Origin of the sequence: Micromonospora sp. NPDC048169, from assembly GCF_040652815.1 — a bacterium.
Lineage (GTDB): Bacteria > Actinomycetota > Actinomycetes > Mycobacteriales > Micromonosporaceae > Micromonospora.
Genome location: NZ_JBEZMS010000045.1, coordinates 1 through 19,529, shown reverse-complemented (window position 1 = coordinate 19,529; position 19,529 = coordinate 1). Strand labels below are relative to the sequence as shown.

The 19,529-nt window shown below is 74.5% G+C and carries 16 protein-coding genes; 5 read left to right on the top strand and 11 right to left on the bottom strand.

All coding sequences use genetic code 11. The features are described 5' to 3' along the window. Window positions 1–135 precede the first annotated feature (135 nt). Together AB0D28_RS26390 and AB0D28_RS26385 are read left to right on the top strand one after the other, a co-directional pair. Complete coding sequence (locus AB0D28_RS26390; protein ID WP_357390026.1) at window positions 136–618, top strand: hypothetical protein; 483 nt, start codon at window positions 136–138, stop codon at window positions 616–618. A 72-nt stretch (window positions 619–690) separates the two neighbouring features. Continuing rightward, on the top strand, window positions 691–1,332 hold the full coding sequence (locus tag AB0D28_RS26385; protein ID WP_357390024.1) for a class F sortase: 642 nt from the start codon (window positions 691–693) through the stop codon (window positions 1,330–1,332). A gap of 3 nt (window positions 1,333–1,335) precedes the next feature. On the opposite strand, the gene AB0D28_RS26380 is transcribed toward AB0D28_RS26385, so the two are convergent. Continuing rightward, the gene (locus tag AB0D28_RS26380; RefSeq protein ID WP_357390022.1) at window positions 1,336–2,337 is read right to left on the bottom strand and encodes an aminoglycoside phosphotransferase family protein; all 1,002 of its coding nucleotides are present in this window, start codon (window positions 2,335–2,337) and stop codon (window positions 1,336–1,338) included. Between the two features lie 78 nt (window positions 2,338–2,415). Further along, window positions 2,416–3,096, bottom strand: coding sequence for a tyrosine-protein phosphatase (locus tag AB0D28_RS26375; protein ID WP_357390020.1), 681 nt, complete (start codon window positions 3,094–3,096; stop codon window positions 2,416–2,418). 100 nt (window positions 3,097–3,196) lie between these two features. Between AB0D28_RS26375 and AB0D28_RS26370 the strand changes: the two genes are divergently transcribed. Then, window positions 3,197–3,613 carry a YchJ family protein gene (locus tag AB0D28_RS26370; protein ID WP_357390018.1) on the top strand — a complete coding sequence of 139 codons (417 nt, stop codon included), beginning with the start codon at window positions 3,197–3,199 and terminating at the stop codon, window positions 3,611–3,613. Window positions 3,614–3,685: 72 nt separating this feature from the next. Here the strand turns inward: AB0D28_RS26370 and AB0D28_RS26365 are convergent, their stop codons facing one another. The 9 genes from AB0D28_RS26365 to AB0D28_RS26325 form a co-directional block, all read right to left on the bottom strand. Next, window positions 3,686–4,075: a DUF2267 domain-containing protein gene (locus AB0D28_RS26365; protein ID WP_357390016.1), complete on the bottom strand. Its 390-nt coding sequence runs from the start codon at window positions 4,073–4,075 to the stop codon at window positions 3,686–3,688. A gap of 88 nt (window positions 4,076–4,163) precedes the next feature. Then, on the bottom strand, window positions 4,164–6,026 hold the full coding sequence (locus tag AB0D28_RS26360) for a transketolase (protein WP_357390014.1): 1,863 nt from the start codon (window positions 6,024–6,026) through the stop codon (window positions 4,164–4,166). Window positions 6,027–6,106: 80 nt separating this feature from the next. Next, on the bottom strand, window positions 6,107–7,321 hold the full coding sequence (locus tag AB0D28_RS26355) for an MFS transporter (RefSeq protein WP_357390012.1): 1,215 nt from the start codon (window positions 7,319–7,321) through the stop codon (window positions 6,107–6,109). Window positions 7,322–7,526: 205 nt separating this feature from the next. Further along, window positions 7,527–8,552 (bottom strand): hypothetical protein, encoded by a 1,026-nt coding sequence (locus AB0D28_RS26350; protein ID WP_357390010.1) that lies wholly within the window; start codon window positions 8,550–8,552, stop codon window positions 7,527–7,529. Window positions 8,553–8,625: 73 nt separating this feature from the next. After that, window positions 8,626–9,852 (bottom strand): hypothetical protein, encoded by a 1,227-nt coding sequence (locus AB0D28_RS26345; RefSeq protein WP_357390008.1) that lies wholly within the window; start codon window positions 9,850–9,852, stop codon window positions 8,626–8,628. A gap of 54 nt (window positions 9,853–9,906) precedes the next feature. Next, window positions 9,907–11,526, bottom strand: a complete 1,620-nt coding sequence (locus AB0D28_RS26340; protein WP_357390006.1) for a serine/threonine-protein kinase — start codon at window positions 11,524–11,526, stop codon at window positions 9,907–9,909. A gap of 291 nt (window positions 11,527–11,817) precedes the next feature. After that, a complete protein-coding gene (locus tag AB0D28_RS26335) occupies window positions 11,818–13,605 on the bottom strand; it encodes a hypothetical protein (protein WP_357390004.1) in 1,788 nt (595 codons plus the stop codon). A gap of 42 nt (window positions 13,606–13,647) precedes the next feature. Next, a complete protein-coding gene (locus tag AB0D28_RS26330) occupies window positions 13,648–14,088 on the bottom strand; it encodes a DUF4395 domain-containing protein (protein ID WP_357390002.1) in 441 nt (146 codons plus the stop codon). Window positions 14,089–14,202: 114 nt separating this feature from the next. After that, a complete protein-coding gene (locus AB0D28_RS26325; RefSeq protein WP_357390000.1) occupies window positions 14,203–14,652 on the bottom strand; it encodes a thioredoxin family protein in 450 nt (149 codons plus the stop codon). Window positions 14,653–14,863: 211 nt separating this feature from the next. Between AB0D28_RS26325 and AB0D28_RS26320 the strand changes: the two genes are divergently transcribed. Next, a complete protein-coding gene (locus AB0D28_RS26320; RefSeq protein WP_357389998.1) occupies window positions 14,864–15,997 on the top strand; it encodes an N-acetylmuramoyl-L-alanine amidase in 1,134 nt (377 codons plus the stop codon). Between the two features lie 256 nt (window positions 15,998–16,253). Beyond that, window positions 16,254–19,439 carry a penicillin acylase family protein gene (locus tag AB0D28_RS26315; protein WP_357389996.1) on the top strand — a complete coding sequence of 1,062 codons (3,186 nt, stop codon included), beginning with the start codon at window positions 16,254–16,256 and terminating at the stop codon, window positions 19,437–19,439. The last annotated feature ends 90 nt before the right edge of the window (window positions 19,440–19,529 follow it).

Here is a 19,529-nt window from a genome sequence, read left to right as displayed (position 1 = left end):
CAACGAAGATTTCTCAATTACCCCCAGTGACCGCCGCAACCCTCCTAGTGTTGGCCACACCGGTGCTCGTCACGGAGTTGGCCACCCGAACGACGTCCCACGCCTACAGCGGACGAAAAGTGAGGGAAGACGCGGATGAAGGCACAGTCATTTCTCGGATCGGCGGCGTTCGGCGTGGGCCTCGGCGCACTGCTGCTCCCGGCCGCCGCGCTGGCGGACACCAGGGTCTCACCCGCCACCACCCCGGTCGGCGGCACCGTCGTACTGACCACCACGTGCAACCCGAACGCCGGTGACGCGATCTTCCGGGTCACCGGCCCGGACCGGGACCAGAACGTCAGGTCCACCACCGCGGCCGCGGGCGGCGGCCTGAGCGCCGAACTGTTCACCGCCGGGTTCACGCTCGGCACGTACACCGTCGCCACCACGTGCGGCGACGGCAGCGACGGCGGCAGCGCCACGTTCACCGTCACCCCGATCGGCGGCGCGCAGGCCGGTGGCGGCGGACGCGACGGCGACACCGGCGTGCTCGTCGCCGGCGGCGTGCTGGCCGCCGGGGCGCTCGCCGGCGGCGCGTACGCGGTCGTCCGCCGGCGCCGCGCGGGCGCCACGGCCTGACCGGCTCGCCGAGCGGCCCACCCGCGCCGGACGTCCCGGCGCGGGCGCCGCGTCCTGTCGGACGGAGGTGGGATGCTGTCGGAGTCGCAGCGGCGGGCGCGTCTGCGCACCGTCGTTCTGGTCACCGCCGTCACGCTCGCCGCAGCCACCGGCGCCGGACTGGTCTCGGCCGGGCTCGGCAGCACGTCGACGCCGCCACCGCAGCCCGGCGTATCCGCCGCGCCCGCCACCGAACGCCCCGGTACGGCCGGCCCGGCACTTTCCCGGTCCACGCCGGTCCGGGTCTCCATCCCGCGCATCGGCGTGGACGCCGAGGTCGTCCCGGTCGCCACCGACGCCGACGGCGCGCTGGAGGTGCCGCCGCTGGAACGGCCGGAGGTCACCGGCTGGTACCACCCCGGTCCCGCCCCCGGCCAGGCCGGCAACGCGGTTCTGGTCGGGCACGTCGACTCGCAGCACGGCCCGGCGGTCTTCTTCGACCTCGGGCGGCTGCGCGGCGGCGACACGATCCGGGTGCTGCGGGCCGACGGCCGGACCGCGACGTTCACTGTGGACGGCGTCGGCGCGTACCCGAAGGAGCGCTTCCCCACCGCGCGGGTCTACGGCGGCGACGCGGCGGCCCGGCTGCGGCTGATCACGTGCGGCGGGCGGTTCGACCCGGGTACCGGCAGCTACCCGGACAACATCGTCGTCTTCGCCACCGCGACCCGGTGAGGCTCAGCCGGCCAGGTCGGCCAGTTCCGCGCCGAGCAGCTTCGCCAGCAGCTCCACCCGGCCGGGATCGTTGCCGGCGGTGATGTTCCGGCTGGGCATCTCGACAGTCATCAGCAGATAGAGGTAGAGCCGGTAGAGCCCGAGCCGCCGCCGCGCCCCGGCGTCGAGCGGGAACGGCGCCGCCGCCCGGTAGGCGCGTACCAGCGGGTCGTCCGGCTCGTCCTCGGCGCGGCGGAACAGCAGCGGCGACACCAGGTCCATCAGCGGGTCGCCCCACAGGTACCGCTCGCCGTCGACCAGGCCGCTCAGTCGCGGCGTGCCGTCCGGGCCGTCGACGGCGAGCACGTTCCCGGCCCAGCCGTCGAAGTGCAGCAGCGCCGGGCGGCGGACCGCGTCGAGCACCGTCGCGTGCCGGGCCACCAGTTCCCGGATCCGGGACGCGGGCACCGGCAGCGGCACGGCCCAGTCCGCCGAGTCGGCGAGCATGTCGTCCACCATCGCCGTGTACGCGTCCCGCCACGTCGCGCCGGAGGCCCGGTCGCCGTCGTAGCCGTACCGCTCGCCGGTGACGGCGTGCAGCGCGGCGAGCGCGCGCCCGAACTCCGCGCGCAGCGGCCCGACGTCCGCGCCGGCCCGGGTCAGGTCCCAGAGGGTACGACCTGGCAGCCGCGCCATGAGCAGCCAGTCGCCCAGCTCGGGGTCGGTGCCGTGGTGCAGCAGCGCCGGCGTCGGCACCCCCGGCGCGCGGCCGGCTACCAGGCGCAGGTAGTGCGCCTCCGCGCCGATCATGTCGCGCTCGTAGCGCAGCAGCGGCACGTGCGGCGGCGGACCGACCTTGAGCACCACCTCGCGGCCGTCGGTGAGGCGTACCCACCAGACGGCGGCGAACCCGCCCCCGGTCAGCGGGCCGCAGCCGGCCACCTCGGCGCCGGATCCGAGCGAGGCGGTCAGGTAGCGGCGGACCTGATCGGGGTCGAGGACACGCTGAGTCGGACTCACACTCATGGACCGGGGAGCGTAGTGCCTGCGTCGTGGGCGCAGCGATCGTGAAGACGTGCGGCACCGGCCGGCGGGACGACCGGTTCAGGCAAGAACCCCCCGCAGGGCCTCCAGTTCGGCCTCGGTGGCGCCGGCAGCCTGGAGATAGGCGGAGACCGAGCCGTGGTGGCTGCGGATCCACACCATGGCATGAAGCAGGTGCGCTGCGGTCACCGGGCGGGTGCCGTGTCCGATCGCCGCGCCGGCCGGCGATCCGGTGAGGCCCAGAGCGGCGTTCGAGCGCAGGAAGTCCTGGGTGACCTCCGCATCGGAAGCATTCAGGAGAGTCTGGATGACGGCGACGACGACTCCGGTGCGGTCCTTGCCGGAGGCGCAGTGGACCAGGGCAGGTAGCGCACCGGGGGTGATGAGCTGCCGGATGATCGCGACGGTGGCACGACCGGCCTGCTCAGCCATGTACGGGTACAGCGCCACCTGGTCGTCCGGCCAGCTCTGCTCGGTGAACACCGGAAAGTGCCACTGCTTGACGTCGAGACCCGCGCACCGGTCCGGCCGGTCGGCCACCTCTCGGATGCTGCGGAGGTCGATGACCGTGCGTAGCCCGAGATCCTCCAGCTCCCGGGCGCCCTCAGGCCTCAGGAGATGCAGGGCGCCAGAGCGATACAGGACCCCACGGCGCAACGATCCGACGCCGCCCGCGTCGCGGAAGTTCCGGACGCCGGAACCGCCGGTGGTGGCGTCGGCCGTGGCCCCACGAGTGATCATGGAGGCGACTATACGAGGTGCACCCTCTCACCCTGTCCCGTCCGGGATATCCCGGCCTACCGGCGGCGAGGGCGATCGTGGTGTGGGAGAGAATCGCCGGGTGGCGAGACGGAAGGCGCGCGAGGGCGCGGGTGAGCGTCCGGCGGCCTGCCCGTGTGGCACCGGCCGGCCGTACGCGGACTGCTGCGGCCCGGTGCACCGGGGCGAGGCGACGGTGGCGACAGCGGAGGCGCTGATGCGGTCCCGGTTCAGCGCGTTCGCGCTCGGCGACGCCGCCTACCTGCGGCACAGCTGGCACTCCACCACCCGGCCCGACCGGCTGGAGCTGGATCCGGGCACCCGCTGGACCCGGCTGGAGATCGTGGAGACCGGGCAGGGCGGGCTGTTCGACAGCGCTGGTACGGTCCGGTTCCGGGCGCACTACCGCGAGGGCGGGCAGGCGGGCGTGCTGGCCGAGCACAGCCGCTTCGCCCGCGAGGACGGCCGCTGGGTCTACTTGGACGCGCTGCCGCAGTGACGCCGCACGGTCGGCTGTTAACAAGGGGCCCTTCCTCTACCGGAGGCGTTAAGAGGGGGCCCTTCCTTTCGCCTAGGCGGGGCGCGGGGCGGGCTGAGCGAGTTCGGCGATCTCCCGGGGCAGCTGGGACAGCGCCCGGTTGAACTGGGCGGGCCCGATCACCCGGTGCAGGGCCTGCAACACCGCCCGGGCGCCACGCTCGGCGTCGGACGGTGTCGCGCCGGAGCGTTCGGCGACCCGGCGCAGGAACTCGTCGTACCCGAAGACCTCGGGATCGTCGACCCGGGCGCGTGCCAGCAGCGGACGCAACTCGTGCGCGACGTGCGCGGACAGGTCGTCGGCCTCGCCGCCGCTGATCCGCTCGGCGAGCGTGCGCAGTGTCGCCTCGGTCAGCGCGCGGGCCGTCTCCACCGGCACGCCGGCGCGGGCGGACACCCGCCCGTAGAACTCCGGTTCGGCCATCGCCCGTCCTCCCGTCGCACAGGCAGCGTGGCTACCCGCCGACGACCCCGGCAAACACCGCCCCGCGCCGCCGGGGGCGAGCACCGGCTCAGGCCAGGGACCGGGCCGCCGAGACGATCGCGCCGACGCCGATGCCGGCCCGGTCGAGCTGCTGGGCGGGGGTGCCGGAGCCGGGCAGCCCGCGTACCGCCAGGTGGTTGACCCGGGCCGGTTCGCCCAGGTCGGCCAGCGCCTCCAGCACCGCGGAGCCCAGCCCGCCCTCCGGGTAGTGGTCCTCGACCACGACGAGCCGCCCGCCGGTCTCCACCACCGCCTCGGCGAGGCGCTGCCGGTCCACCGGCTTGATCGAGTACAGGTCGATCACCCGGGCCTCGATGCCCTCGCGGGTCAGCTCGTCGGCGGCGGCGAGGCAGAGGTGCACCGTCACGCCGGTGCCGAGCAGCGCCACGTCCCCGCCGTCGCGCGGCATCCGGCTGCCGCCGATCGGGAACGGCTCGGCGTCGTCGTAGAGCACCGGGTACGCGCCGCGCGTCGTCCGCAGGTAGCTGACCCCCGGGTGGTCGGGCAGCTGGGCGACCAGGGCCGCGCAGGAGACCGCGTCGGCCGGGCACAGCACCGTGGAGCCGGGCACCGCGCGCAGCGCCGCGATGTCTTCCAGCCCCATCTGGGACGGGCCGTCCGGGCCGATCTCCACCCCGGCGTGCGAGCCGACGAGCGCGATGTCGGCGCGGGAGACGCCGGCCATCCGGATGAAGTCGTACGCCCGGGACCAGAACGCGGCGAACGTCGCGGCGAACGGCCGGTAGCCGCGCACCGCCAGGCCCACCGCCGCGGCGGCGAGCTGCTGCTCGGCGATGAACATCTGGAAGAACCGATCCGGGTACGCGGCGGCGAAGCGTTCCGCCCGGGTGGAGTCGCTGACCTCGCCGTCGAGCGCTACCACGTCGGGCCGGGCGGCCCCGAGGGCGCGCAGCGCGTCGCCGTACGCGTCCCGCGTGGCGACCTTCGTCCCGCGCTCGTACCGGGGCAGTTCCGGCTGCCCGTGCCCGGCCGCTGCGGTGCGCGGCGCGGGTGGTGGTTTCGGTCCGGCGACCCGGATGCGCCAGGGGCCGCCGAGCGCCCGGACGGCCCGGTCGGCCAGCTCCGAGTCGAACGGCTTGCCGTGCCAGGCCGGGTCGTTCTCCACCTCGGGCACGCCCCTGCCCTTGACCGTGCGGGCCAGCACCACTGTCGGCCCGGTGGCGTCGCGTGCCTGCCCGTACGCCTCGTCGATCGCGCCGAGGTCGTGGCCGTCCACGACGATCGCCTGGCAGCCGAACGCCTCGACGCGCCGCCGGTAGGTGTCCAGGTCCCACTCCAGCTCGGTGGGGCCGCGCTGGCCGAACCGGTTGACGTCCACGATCGTGGTGAGGTTGCGCAGCCCGTAGTGGCCGGCCTTGTCCAGCGCCTCCCACACCGATCCCTCGGCGGTCTCGCTGTCGCCGCAGAGCACCCAGACGTGCGCGGGCGAGCGGTCGAGGTACTGGGCGGCCAGCGCCACCCCGACGCCGACCGGCAGGCCCTGCCCGAGCGAGCCGGTGGCCACGTCCACCCAGGGCAGCACCGGCGTCGGGTGACCCTGCAGGCGCGAGCCGGCCCGCCGGTACGTCTCCAGCAGCTCCTGCTCGCTGATCGCGCCGGTGGCCCGGAACACCGCGTACAGCAGTGGCGAGGCGTGCCCCTTGGAGAAGATCAGGTGGTCGTTGCCGGGGTTGTCGGGGTAGGACCAGTCGTAGCGCAGGTGCCGGGCGACCAGCACGGCGAGCAGGTCGGCGGCGGACAGGCTGGACGTGGGGTGCCCGGAGCCGGCCATCGTGCTGCACCTGATGGCGTCCACCCGCAGCTGGGCGGCCAGTTCGGCCAGCCCGGTCAGCTCCTCGTCGCGCAGTGTGCGCTCTGCTTCCAACGTCACCGCGATCGTCTCCCGGGGTCGCCGAATTTCCGGACCAACGCTAGGCCGCGAACGCGACCATTGGTCCCCTTTCTGGCGATTCACGCCCGACCGGTGAGCAGCCAGAGCGCCACCAGCAGGTACGGCAGGACCGCGACCGCGAAGGCCGCCGGGTTGCCCACGGCGCCGGCGAGCAGCCCGTACCCGCCGTAGAAGGCGACGACTGTCAGATCGGTGGCCATCCCGGCCAGCGAGGTGACCGTGGCCCGGGCCGACCCGGCGATCCGGGCCTGGAGCCGCACGTCGGCGAGCACGGTGGCCAGCTGGAACGCGGCGAACGCGGCCGCCAGCAGCAGGAACCCGGCCGGGTGCCGCAGCAGCGCCCCGGCCGCCGTCGCCGTCGCCGCGAACACCAGCAGACCGGCGTACCCCCGGTGGGTCAGCCGCTCGCCCAGCGGCGCCAGCAGCCCGCCCACCGTCATCCCGGCCCACACCACCAGGAGCAGCAGCGGTACGCCCGCCTCGGCCGTGCCGGTGTCGGCGGCCAGCAGCCCGGTGTACTCGTCGAGCCCGCCCCAGATCGCGGTGACGGCCGCGACCAGCAGCACGGCGGCGCGGACGCGGCGGTCGGCCCGCACCTCGGCCAGTCCGAGCCGCAGGCTGTCCAGCCAGCCGGGCTCGTCGTCACCCGGCTTCTCCCCCGGCCCGACGCCCGGCGGCGCCGCGGCGGGTGGTGGGCGGTGTTCCGGGAAGCGGGCCGCGACGGCCGCCGCCAGCAGGCACGTCGCCACGCTCGCCGCGCCGACGGCGAGGTAGCCGCCGAGCGCGAACACCGGCCCGGCGAGCACCCCGGACCCGACCGCGCCGAGCACCTCGGCGGTGCGGGTCCGGCCGATCAGCCGGGCGTACCGGTCGGTGGCGCCGAGGCGTTCCAGCTCGGTGAAGACGAGTGCCTCCAGCGCCCCGGAGCGCAGCGCGCCACCGGCGCCCCAGAGCAGGAAGCCGACGGCGAACGCCGGATAGGACGGCAGCAGCACCCAGAGCGCGAACCCGGCGGCGGCCAGCAGCGGCGCCAGGCAGAGCAGCAGGCGGCGCGACACCGCGTCGGCCCACACGCCGGAGGGCACCTCCAGCAGGATGCCGGCGGCCGCCCAGAGCACGAACAGCGAGGAGATCTGCCCGACCGACAGCCCGGTGTCGGCGAACAGCAGCACGTAGAGCGGGTAGAGCAGGACGAGGTCGGTGAGGAACGCGTACCCGTAGAGCGTCGCCGCCAGGCGGCGGGTAGCGGGCACGCGGGCCGGAGCGACGAGCATGGAACCTTCCCACGGGACGTGACGGACACCGGTCGCAATGCACGGCGTCCGCGGCGGCCCGCGGCCTCGTCGCTCAGGAAGGCATCAACATCGCCAGGTCATGCCGGGATCCTATCTGCCGCGAGGCGCCCGGGTGGTCCCCGGCGGGCACGAGATCGGGGCGGGACCGTGCGGTCCCGCGCCCCGATTCGTCGCCGCTGTCGGGTCAGCGGCGGAACTTCTCCACGTCGGCCTGCGGAATGACCATGGTGGCCTCGCTGTCCGCGGCCTGCTCGGCGGTCGGCTGGCGCGGCGTGGCCAGCTGGGTGCGCTCGGAGTCGGCGTACGCCGGAATGTGCTGCGTGGCCTCCGCGCCCGCCTGCGACGGCACCGGCTCGGTGGGGTCCGCACCGGTGGCGGCCGGGGCCGACGGGGTGGCCGGGTACGCCGGGACCGGCTGGGTGCGGTCCGCCTCGGCGTCGCGGCTCACCGGCTGGGTCAGCTCCGAGTCCGCGTACGGGCCGGAGGCCGCGAGGCGGGCCTCGACGTCACGCCGGCCGGCCTGGTAGGCGCGGGCGTGCGTGGCGATGGTGCGCGACTCCTCCTCGGCCCGGGTCAGCCAGTTCTCCCAGCGGCTCTGCATCGGCCGGACCAGCCCGCCGCCGACGCCGACGACCAGGATGCCGCCGATGGTGGCGAGCACCGCGATCAGCACCGGGGTGGTGACCGTGGTGGCGACGCCGATCTGGTTGAGCGCGGCGATGACACCGAGACCCAGGATGAACACCGAGGCGAGGTTCGCCAGCACCCGGCCGTACGAGAGGCCGCCGAGCGCGCTGGAGATGATGTCCTTCACCGCGCGGGCGATGGCCGCCGCGACCACCACGATGACGATGGCGACGAACGCCCGGGGCAGCCAGGCGATCACGCCGGCGATCAGGTCGGAGATGGGGTTCGGGCCCCAGATGCCGAACGCGAGCTGGAGCGTGACCAGCAGCACCCCGTAGTAGGCGAGCTTGGCGACGATGTCGCTGGCGTCGTACTTGGAGCGGGCCAGCGCGGTCTTGATCCCGCCGCGCTCGACGGCGCGGTCGAAGTGGACCCGCTCCAGCACCTTGTCGACGAGCTTGAGCACGGCCTTGGCGATCAGCCAGCCGGCGACCAGGATCGCGATGAACGCGACCGCCTTGGGCAGGAACAGCATTACCGAACGGAACGCGTCGCCCACCGCGTCCCCGAAGTTGTCTCTCATCGAAGGGCCTCCACGTACGTGGTCCAGGTTTGTTCGGGTGGGGCTACCCGGACCCGCGCGCGGGGAAACGCGGTCAGCCGCCCGGGCAGCGGTAGACGACCCGGGTGCTGGCCTGCGTCGGCGCCGGTTCGATGATGTTGACGGTGGCGATCGCGGCGGTCGCCCCGACCCCGCTGAACGTCCACTTGAGCGTGAGGGCGGCGGTCTGCTGCCCGCTGCCGACCCGTTCGGTGAGCACGGCGCCGGGCGGCGCGCCGGTGCGGAACCACTGGTAGCGGATCGTCCCGCCGCGCCCGTTGGTGCGCACCGTGGCGACCACGTCGACTGTCACGTCGCAGGCCACCCCGGCCGGCCGGGACACCGCGACGGTGACCCCCTCGACCTCCAGCGGATGCAACCGCTGCCACAGGTAGAGGCCGGCCGCCAGCAGCAGCGCCGCGGTGAGCAGCGTGGACAGCACCGAGACGACGCGTCGCCAGACCGGACGCGTGCGGATCGGGGGCGCGGTGGGCCACTGCGGCGCGGGCGGCGGCGTCGCCGGCACGCCCGGACCGAAGCGCAGCTCGCCACCCGGAGCCGGCCCGCCACTCACCGCCCGCGCGTCGCCGGTCCGATCCGGGTACGCCCCGCCGTCCGTCGCCGCCGTCCCGGAGTGGTGCCCCCGAGGCGGCCCGCCGGTGGGTTGCCAGGAGGCGGTGGGCTGCCATGATGCGGTCGGTTCCGCGCCGGGACGCCCCGTCGGGCGCGGGTAGACGGTGGCCTGCCCGGTCGCGTTTCCGGCTGGCGGGCGCATCTGGACCGTCGCCTCGCCCGCGTCGTCTGCCCGGCCTGGGCGCACGTGCACGGTCTGCTCGGCATCGGGCGGCGTCGGCGTGGCCGGGGCGGCGAGGTCTGCGGTGCGGTCGTCCCCGCCGGGGATCGCCGTCAGGTGGACCGTGGGTTCGGCGGTCGGTGGCTGGTCACCCGCCGCCCCGGGGAGGTGGACGGTGGGCTCCGACCTGCCGGTCGCCGCCGGGGTGTCGACGGCGAGCCGGACGGTCGGCTCCGCGTTGTCGATTACCAGCACGGTTGTCGGCTCGGCACCGCCGGCGGGCGGCTCCGCCCGCTCCACGACGAGCGGCACTGTCGGCTCCGCTTTCTCGGCGGTCTGCTCCGCCCGCGTGACGGCGAGCGGGACCGTCGAGTCGGCGTCGGCTCGCGGCCGGACCAGGTCGACGGTGGGCTCGGCGGTGTCCGCGTCACCGGTGATCGGCAGGGCGCGGGTGGGCAGCGCCTCGGTGGGCTCGTCGGGGCGGGTCACGCGGAGGTTCCCCGGGACGGGCTGCGGTGCGGGACGGTGGGCACTGTCGTACTCCTAGCCGGGGGTGCAGTCGTGGTAGAGCGTCACATACACAGGTGACGCCGAGGTGGTCGTGTTGCCGGCGGCGTCGGCGGCGGTGACCCGGACGGGGATCCGGGTGCTGCTCCTGGGCGTGGACAGCGGGCCGAGCGTGCCGGTGAACACGCCGCGCCCGGTGGCGGACATCCGGATCGTGCCGGTGGCGCCGTCGAGGGTGTAGCCGAAGGTGACGGTGAGCGCGGCCGCGCCACTGCGGTCGTCGGTGACGGTGGCGGTGACGGTGCTGCTCTTGGCGCCGTAGGGGCAGCCCTTCGGGTCCAGCTCCCCCGGGTCGGCGCGTACGCCGTCCACGACCGGCGCTGTCACGTCCGGCGGCGGGCTGGTGCTGCGCGACGCGCTGGGGGTGGGCGTGCCGGTGCGGGTCGGCGTTCCGGTCCGGTCCGGCGTGGGCGGTGGCGGCGCGGCGGCCGCGGTGGCCGGGCCGGGTGTCGGCGACGGGCTGGGTGTCTCGGAGCCGGTCGGGTCCGGTGCGGGCGTGCCGGCGGCGGTGGCGGGAGCAGCACTCGCCGGGCCGGTGGGACCGGCGGCGGAGGTGCCGTCGTTGGCGGCGTAGCTGTAGCCGGCGCCACCGGCCAGGGCGGCGGCGACCAGGGTGCCGGCGGCCAGAGCGGTACGGGCGCGGCCCTGACGGAACCGTCCGCCCCGGCCGGTGGTCGTGCCGAGTTCGGTGTGCGCGACGGCGGTGGCGCCCCCGGCCCGCTCGGGGAACGGCCACAGCGCGGCGAGCAGTGCGGCCCGCCGGGCGAGCTCCCGCAGCCCGTGTTCCTCCCAGTCGGGGCCGTACCCGATGCCGGCGACCCGTTCCAGCAGGTCCAGGAACGCCTCGGCGGTCGGCGGGCGGTCGTCGGGGCGTTTGGCCATGCCGTGGCGCAGCAGCTCGTGCACCGGCGGGGGCGCCGCCTCGGCGGGGATCGGTGCGCCGGCGTGCTGGTCGCGCAGGGAGAGCAGGTCCGGTCCCTGGTACGGGGGCCGGCCGGTGAGGCACTCGAAGAACGTGGCGGTGGCGGCGTAGACGTCGCACGCCGGGCTGGCCGGGGCGCCGGTCCACTGCTCGGGGGCCATGTAGCGGGGCGTGCCGGAGACAGTGGCGCCGGAGCCCTGGCCGATCGGCATGGCGATGCCGAAGTCGGCGAGCTTGCTCAGCCCGGTGCCGGTGACCAGGACGTTCTCCGGCTTGTAGTCACGGTGCACGACTCCGTGGGCGTGCGCGGCGGCCAGGCCGGCGAGCGAGCCCTTGAGGACGCAGAGCGCGGCCTCGGGCGTGGTCGGGCCGTGTTCGCGAAGCATCTGGCGCAGCGAGACCCCGTCGACCAGCTCCATCACGATGGCCGCGCCGTGCGGGCTCTCCACGTACTCGTAGAGGCGGCTGACGTGCGGGTCGTCGATCTCGCCGAGCAGCCGGGCCTCGGTGCGGAACGCGGTCCGGAACGCCGAGTCCGCGCCCAGGTCGCGGACCAGGTACTTGATCGCGACCGGGGTGCCGGTCGGGTCGTGGGTGGCGAGCACGACGCTGCCCGACGCGCCGGCGCCGAGCCGGCGGACCGGCGTGTATCCGGACAGTTCCCAGCCGCTCATGCGACAGACTCCACGGCGTCCCACGGGCGGATGTCGGGTGCCGCCTCGGTCGTCATTCTCACCGCGCCACGGCCGTCGGCCATCGCCGCAACGGCTGCTTCCGGACGCCGGTCGGCGCCCGGTTCCCGGTACGGCGCGGCACCGCACGGCAGTTGGTCGTTATCGGACACACCGCCACGAGTACCAGACCCCGGCAACCACCCTCACCTCGTTGATCATGAAGTTGGCCGGGGACAAAGAGGACGGAGATCGCCGCCACCTTCATGGTCGACGGGCTGGGACCGGGGGCGGTCAGAAGCGGCGGGCTGGGGGGATGCCTGCGGGTGGAGGGGTGCGGAGCAGCCAGAGGGGGTTGCTCGCGCCTACTATCTCCCCGTCGCGGTCGCGGATCTGGGTACGCACGTACGTGCCGGCGCCGACGCGCACCGGCAGGTCGTGCCAGCCCTGCCGCAACTGCCGCCAGGCAACCTGCCCGACCCGGACAGCCGGTGTCGGGTCCGCGACACCGGCCCGGTCGACCGCGCCGGTGACCGTCTCCAGCGTGGCCCCGGCCGGCAGGTCGGTGGCGCGCAGCCGCACCGTGACGGCCTCCTCGGCGAGCACGGCGAGGGCGCCCATGGCGCTGCGGCCACCCAGTTCCAGGTCCAGCGCGCCCCGGTAGCCGGCCAGGTCGGCGAACCACGCCTGCCCGGCGCGCAGCGCCGCGACCAGGTCGTCCCGGCCGGTCGAGGCCGCCCAGACCGATGTGACGTTCCGGTCCCGGCCGGCCCGCCAGTCGGTGCCGTCGTGGTCGTCGGTGACTCCCACGGCGGTGAGCGGGATCGCGTTGCGGGCCGCCACGTCGTACGCCCACAGGTGGTCCTCGACCGGTCTCCGGCCGATCTCGATCAGGTCGACGCCGAGCGCGTCGCGGCTCACCAGCAGCCGGGCCAGCGACTCGCGGCGCTCCGCGTCCAGCGGGTGGTTCCAGCAGACCACGCCGCCGTGCGAGTGCAGGAACTCCACCATCCTCTCGGTGGCGTCGACGTCGTTGTCCCGGTACGGCGGGGACGGGAAGCGCGGCAGCGTGCCGTCACCGCCGAACCAGTTGAGGTGCCGCACCATGGACACCTCGTACGCGCGGTGGTGGGTGACGCCGGGATACGCGCCGTCGTAGCCGCGCAGCACCTCGGCGCGCAGTTCCTCGCCCGCCTGCCCGGCGCGGCGGGCCCGGTCGAAGACGAGCCGGTCCACCAGGTACGCGCCGCGCGCGCCACCGGCCACCGTCACGCCGAGGCGCAGCCCGCGCAGCGAGTTGTCCCCGGCGACCAGGTCCGGCCAGAGCCGACGTACGTCGGCGAGCAGGTCGAACGTGTGCCGCCGCCAGGCGCCGGCCGGGGCGGGCAGTTCCACAGTGCCGTGCCGGCCGTCGACCGTGTGCCGGGTCGTGTCCACGCCGCCGAGGCGGTAGCGCAGCACGAGCTGCCCGGCGGGCCGGCCGGTTCCGGCCGGGTGGTGCGAGAGCGCCAGCTCCACGGTGAGCGTGGCGTCCCGGCCGGCCGCCTCGGGGCGTACGTCGAGGTGCAGTGTGGTGTCGGAGATGTTGGAGGTGTGCGTCCAGTTCCACGCCTTGCCCGCGTACCAGTGGGTGCCGGCACCGGCGGCGGTGAGGCGCAGCGCGCGGCCCGGGCCGTCGGGGGCGTCCGGCACGTCCACGAAGTCGGCGGCCGGGGCGGACAGGCGCCCCTCGGTGGCCGGCTGCCAGGTCCAGGCCAGGCCGCCCTCGCGTTCCTCCGGCCCGTCGAAGTGGACGACGCGGCGGTGGTCGTGGGCGGCGACCCGGAAGTCGTGGTCGGTCCACCAGAGCACGTCGACGCCGTTGCGGCGGGCCTGGTCGAGGTGGGCGGCGTAGCTGGCCACGCCCTCGCTGAACGAGGCGTGCAGGTGCATCGCCATGCTGACCGGCCGCCGGCCGCGCGGCGGGGGCGGCGGCCTGTCGCTGGTGGCGGCCAGCCCGACCGGCACGCCGATCCCGGCGACCGCCAGCCCGCCCGCGGCGACGAGCAGGCTACGCCGGTCCAGCCGTCCACGACCCGCCATGCCACTCCCCCATCCCGCCGGGGCCAGCGTACGTGCGGAACATCAGCGCGGGGGTACCGCCACCCGGGCGGCGAGCGGGCGCCCGGCCAGCCGCCGGATCGCCAGGTACGCCTCGCAGCCGAGGCAGAGCCCGAACGCGGCGTTTCCGAAGGCAGCGGCCAGCGCGGCGCCGGTGGCGGACAGGCCGAGCGCGGGCAGCCCGGCGAACCAGCCGGCCGCGCCGACGACACTGAAGGCCAGGCCGACGACCTGGGCGAAACGCACCGGCGCGACCGGCTCCAGCTCCGCCGGCGGGTCCAGCCGGGGCGCCACCAGGGCGCGGAACAGCAGACCGTACGGCCCGAGGCGCGGGTTCAGGGCGGTGAGCGCGAACACGACGGCCTGGGCGAGCAGGAGCAGCCCGGAGCCGGTGACGAGGACGAGCGCGAGGACGGCTGTGGTGAGGACGGCGGCGAAGCGCGGTCCCCGGGGGTCGAGCAGCATGGGGTCGGTCCGTTCGTGCGGGGGCGGTCGGTCAGGCGGGACGCGCCGCCGCACAGAGGCTCGTGGCGAGCCGCCCGTGGTCCACCACCCGGCGGCGGGTCAGCCGTACGCCGGTCATCGCCCGGCTCCGACGGTGAGCGCGGCGGTCAGGTCGTCGCGGTCGGGCACGCCCGCTGCCCGGCGCACCACGCGGCCGGCCGCGTCCACCACCAGCACGGTCGGGGTACGCCACACGTCCAGTTCCCGGGCCGCGTCGAGGTGTTCGTCCACGCCGACCTCCAGCACGGTCACGCCGTCGTGGCGGGCGGCGACGTCGGCGAGCACCCGGCGGGCGGCCCGGCAGGGCGCGCAGACCGGGGCGGAGAACTGCACCAGCGTGACCTCGCCGGGGCGTACCCCGAGGGCGGTGAGGGTGGCCCGGTGCGGCGCCCCGGCAGCGGTCGATGGGCGATTCCGGACGGCGCGCAGCCGCCCGTCGTGGCGGCGGCGCCACCAGCCGAACGCGGTGGCGGCCGCGAGCACCGCGAGGAGCACGACGATCCCGGCCGGGCTGGGCGACTGCATCGGCCCAGGCTGCCACGGCAGGTAGCGGAAGGACATGGTCCGTCCCGGTCAGCGGATGTGAGATCGCCTACTCCGGCGGTAGGAACGGCCGGCGAACGTCGCTTTTGTCCTCTGGCGCACCGCGCGCGCTTGGCAATATTCTCCACCACACGCGCATTCCTTGCAGTTCCTTTACATCGCCCGGCGCGGGTCGGGCCATCGAGGAGGCGAGATGCACTTCGACCACCCCGAGCTGGACCGCCGTACGCTGCTGCGGGCCGGCCTCGGCGCCGCCGCGGTCGCGGTCGTCGGGAGCGAGCTCGCCCTGCCGGCCGCCGCGCAGGCGGCGCCGGGCGCGGACCTCGACTGGATCATCAGCTGCGACGGGTGGGCCGCTCGCCCGCCGGCCGACCCGCTCTCGGTGAGCGCGATCCCGACCAACAAGATCATCGTGCACCACATGGCGTTCCCGAACGTCACCGACTACTCCGAGGAGCACGCCAAGCAGCTCGCCCGCGACTGCCAGGACCTCCACATGGACGGCAACGGCTGGTCCGACACCGGGCAGCACTTCACGGTGAGCCGCGGCGGTCACGTCCTGGAGGGACGGCACGGCAGCCTGGACCGGCTGCGGGCCGGTGACCGGCAGATGATCGCCGCGCACTGCCCGGGCGAGAACGGGCGGGCCATCGGCATCGAGAACGAGGGCACGTACGTCACCGAGACGCCGCCGGAGGAGCTGCTCGACTCCCTCGCCCGGCTGTGCACCGCGATCTGCCGGCAGTACGGGCTGCACGCGCACGACATCTTCGGCCACTGGGACTTCCGCGCCACACTCTGCCCGGGGGCGATGTTCTACCGCGAGTTCCCGGCGCTGCGCCGCGCGGTGTTCAAGGAACTCGGCACCGACCTGGGCGACGTGCCGGCCCGCCGCTGGCCGGACATCTGGCGCTTCGTCGGCGGGCCGGTGGTCCGGGTCGCGCAGTACCTGCTGACGTTCCAGGGCTACACCGTGCCGGTCACCGGCGTGTTCGACGCGGCCACCGTCGCGGCGGTGCAGGACTGGCAGGCCCGCAACGGCATCCCGGTCGACGTCGACGCCACGCTCACGGCGCCGACCTGGGAGACCCTGGCACCGGAGCTGGACCAGAAGTCGAGCGGGATCCCGGTGACCGCCGCGCAGTTCATGCTCGCCTCCAAGGGCTACGCCGAGGTCGTCCCGACCGGCGAGTACGACCACGCCACCCGCACGGCGGTGAAGGACCTCCAGCGCCTGCACGGACTACCGCCCAACGGCAAGATCAGCACCACCACCTGGTGCGCGCTGGTGGGGGGTGTGGTGCGCCAGTCGTTCCACAAGCACTGACGGCGCACCGGCGGGGAGAGCGGTGGGGGTGGCGACGCGCCACCCCCACCGTGTCGTTGTGGGACGGAAGGCGGCGAAACGTCGGCATTGACAGCTGGTGAACAACGGCTATCCCGGACGCCGGTGATGCGTCGATCATTGCCCGCAGATAGATATGAGTCATTCTCACCTCCGGGCACGACGCCCGGCGCGGAGGCCGAGACGCCGTCAGCCGGGCGTACCGAACGGCCCGACTCCGCGTCCCCGGAGGATCGCCATGCCACGACCCGCCATCCGTGCCCGCCTCGCGGCGCTCACCGCCGCCGCCCTCACCGCGAGCGTCCTGACGGTCACCCCGCCGTCACCGGCGCTCGCCGCCACCACGTTCACCCCCGACGACTACTGCCTCGGCCAGTGCGCCGACATCCTGCCCCCCGGGCAGAACGGCAACGCCACGCTCGCCGGCATCCTGGCCCACCAGGCGCTCGGCACCCGCCCCGCGCACTCAAGCGACCAGCTCGACGAGTACGCCAACCTGGTCTACAACTACGCCGGGCTGACCGACGAGCAGATCGCCCACTTCTACAACGACGCCTCGTTCGGGGTCCCCGACGGGCAGGTCGAGAGCACGATCTCGCCGCGCTCGGACGTCACCATCGTGCGGGACAAGGCCACCGGCGTCCCGCACGTCACCGGCACCACCCGCTCCGGCACCATGTTCGGCGCCGGGTACGCCGGCGCCCAGGACCGGCTCTGGGTGATGGACCTGCTGCGGCACGTCGGCCGCGGCAACGTCAGCTCGTTCGCCGGCGGCGCCCCCGGCAACCGGGAACTGGAGCAGAGCGTCTGGGCCAACTCGCCCTACACGGAGGCGGACCTCCAGGCCCAGGTGAACGCGCTGCGCCTCAAGGGCACCCGGGGCCAGCAGCTCTACACCGACGTGGTCGACTACATCGCCGGCATCAACGCCTACATCGACAAGTCGATCGCCGACGACAACTACCCCGGCGAGTACGTGCTCACCGGCGCCGGGAAGCCGAAGCACTTCACCATGACCGACCTGATCGCCACCGCCGGTGTCATCGGCGGGCTGTTCGGCGGGGGCGGCGGCAGCGAGATGCAGTCCGCGCTGGTCCGGGTGGCCGCCCGGGCCAAGTACGGGCCCACCGAGGGCGACCGGGTCTGGGCGGCGTTCCGCTCGCAGAACGACCCGGAGACCGTGCTGACGCTGCACGACGGGCAGAGCTTCCCGTACGGCGCGACGCCGCCCGGCGCCACCAGCGCGGTGCTGCCCGACGCCGGCACGGTGGTCGCCGAGCCGCTCGCGTACGACGCCACCGGCGGGGCCGCCGCCCGCACCGGCAGCAGCGCCGCCACCAAGGACCTGGTCGGTGGCCTGTCCAACCTGCGGGCACACGGCATGTCCAACGCGGTAGTGGTCTCCGGCCGGCACACCACCACCGGCAACCCGGTGGCCGTGTTCGGCCCGCAGACCGGCTACTTCGCGCCGCAACTGCTCATGCTCCAGGAACTCCAGGGGCCGGGGATCAGCGCGCGCGGCGCCGCGTTCGCCGGGCTGAACCTCTACGTGCTGCTCGGCCGCGGCCAGGACTACGCGTGGAGCGCCACCTCAGCCTCCCAGGACCTGACCGACACGTACGCGGTGCCGCTGTGCACCACCGACGGCAGCGCGCCGACGCTGCGCTCCAACCGCTACCTCTACCGCGGCCAGTGCGTCGCGATGGAGGTGCTGGAGAAGCGCAACTCCTGGTCGCCGACGCTCGCCGACTCCACCCCGGCCGGCGCGTACACGCTGCGCTCGCTGCGCACCAAGTACGGGCTGGTGGCCTACCGGGGGCTGGTGAACGGGCAGCCCACCGCGTTCACCAAGCTGCGCTCCACCTACCGGCACGAGGCCGACTCGGCGATCGGCTTCCAGGCGTTCAACGACCCGGCGGCGATGGGCAGCGCGGCGGCGTTCCAGACGTCCGCAACCAGCGTCGGGTACGCGTTCAACTGGTTCTACGTCAACTCGACAGAGGCGGCGTACTACAACTCCGGCTCCAACCCGGTCCGCCCGTCCGGGCTCGACCCGAACCTGCCCGCGAAGGCGGAGCCGGCGTACGAGTGGGCCGGCTGGAACCCGGACACCAACGACGCCACGTACGCCCCGGCGTCGGCCCACCCGCAGTCGGTCAACCAGGACTACTACGTCAGCTGGAACAACAAGCAGGCGCGCGACTTCGGCGCGGCCGACGGCAACTTCAGCTACGGCGCCGTGCACCGGGGCCAGCTGCTCGACGGTCCGGTGCGCGCGGCCATCGCCCAGCGCAAGGTCGGCCGCGCCGACATCGTCCGGATCACCGCCGAGGCGGCGGTGACCGACCTGCGCGGCCAGCAGGTCCTCGGCGAACTGCTGCGGGTGCTCGACAGCACGCCGGTCACCGACCCGGCGCTCGCCGCCGCGGTGAGCAAGCTGCGGGCCTGGCAGCAGGCCGGGTCGCGGCGGGTGGAGACGTCACCCGGCTCGAAGGTCTACCAGCACGCCGACGCCATCCGGATCTTCGACGCCTGGTGGCCGCTGCTGGCCTCGGCCCAGTTCCGCCCCGGCCTCGGCCCCGACCTGTACGGCGCGCTCGTCGGCGCCCTCCAGGTCAACGAGTCGCCCTCGGGCGGCCAGAACGGCGCCCGCGACGGCACCGTGAACTGGGCGGCGCAGGGCCAGGCGCACAAGGGCTCGTCGTTCCAGTACGGCTGGTGGGGCTACGTCGACAAGGACCTGCGTGCCGTGCTCGGCGACCCGGTGGCCGGTGGGCTCGGGCGCACGTACTGCGGCAACGGCAACCTGGGCGCGTGCCGGCAGGCGCTGCTCGACACGCTCGGCCAGGCCACGGCGGCGCCGGCGACCACCGTCTACCCGGGCGACTCGTCCTGCGGGGCGGGCGACCAGTGGTGCGCCGACTCGATCGCCCAGTCCGGGCTCGGCGGCATCACCCACCCGCTGATCGCCTGGCAGAACCGGCCCACCTACCAGCAGGTCGTCTCGTTCCCGGCGCGCCGGGGCGACACGGTGACCAACCTGGCGCAGGGCCGTACCGCCACCGCGTCCAGCACGCAGTTCCTGACCAGCAACACCCCGGCGAAGGCGGTCGACGGCAGCCTCGGCACCCGGTGGGCCAGCAGCTACAACGACAACCAGTGGCTGCGGGTGGACCTCGGCTCGGCCCGCACGATCAGCCGGGCGGTGCTGCGGTGGGAGGCCGCCTACGCCACCGGCTACCGGATCGAGGTCTCCGGTGACGGCAACTCCTGGCAGCCGGTGTTCAGCACCACCACCGGCAACGGCGGCGTCGACAACGTGACGTTCGCCCCGGTCAGCGCCCGCTACGTGCGGATGTACGGCGTCACGCGGGCCACCTCGTACGGCTTCTCGCTCTACGAGTTCGAGGTCTACGGACGGTGACGTCATGCGGACGGCCGGCGGGAGCTCCCGCCGGCCGTCCGCCCCGGGCCCGGCCGGCTAAGCACGCCAAACGAACACCTGTGAGAAGAT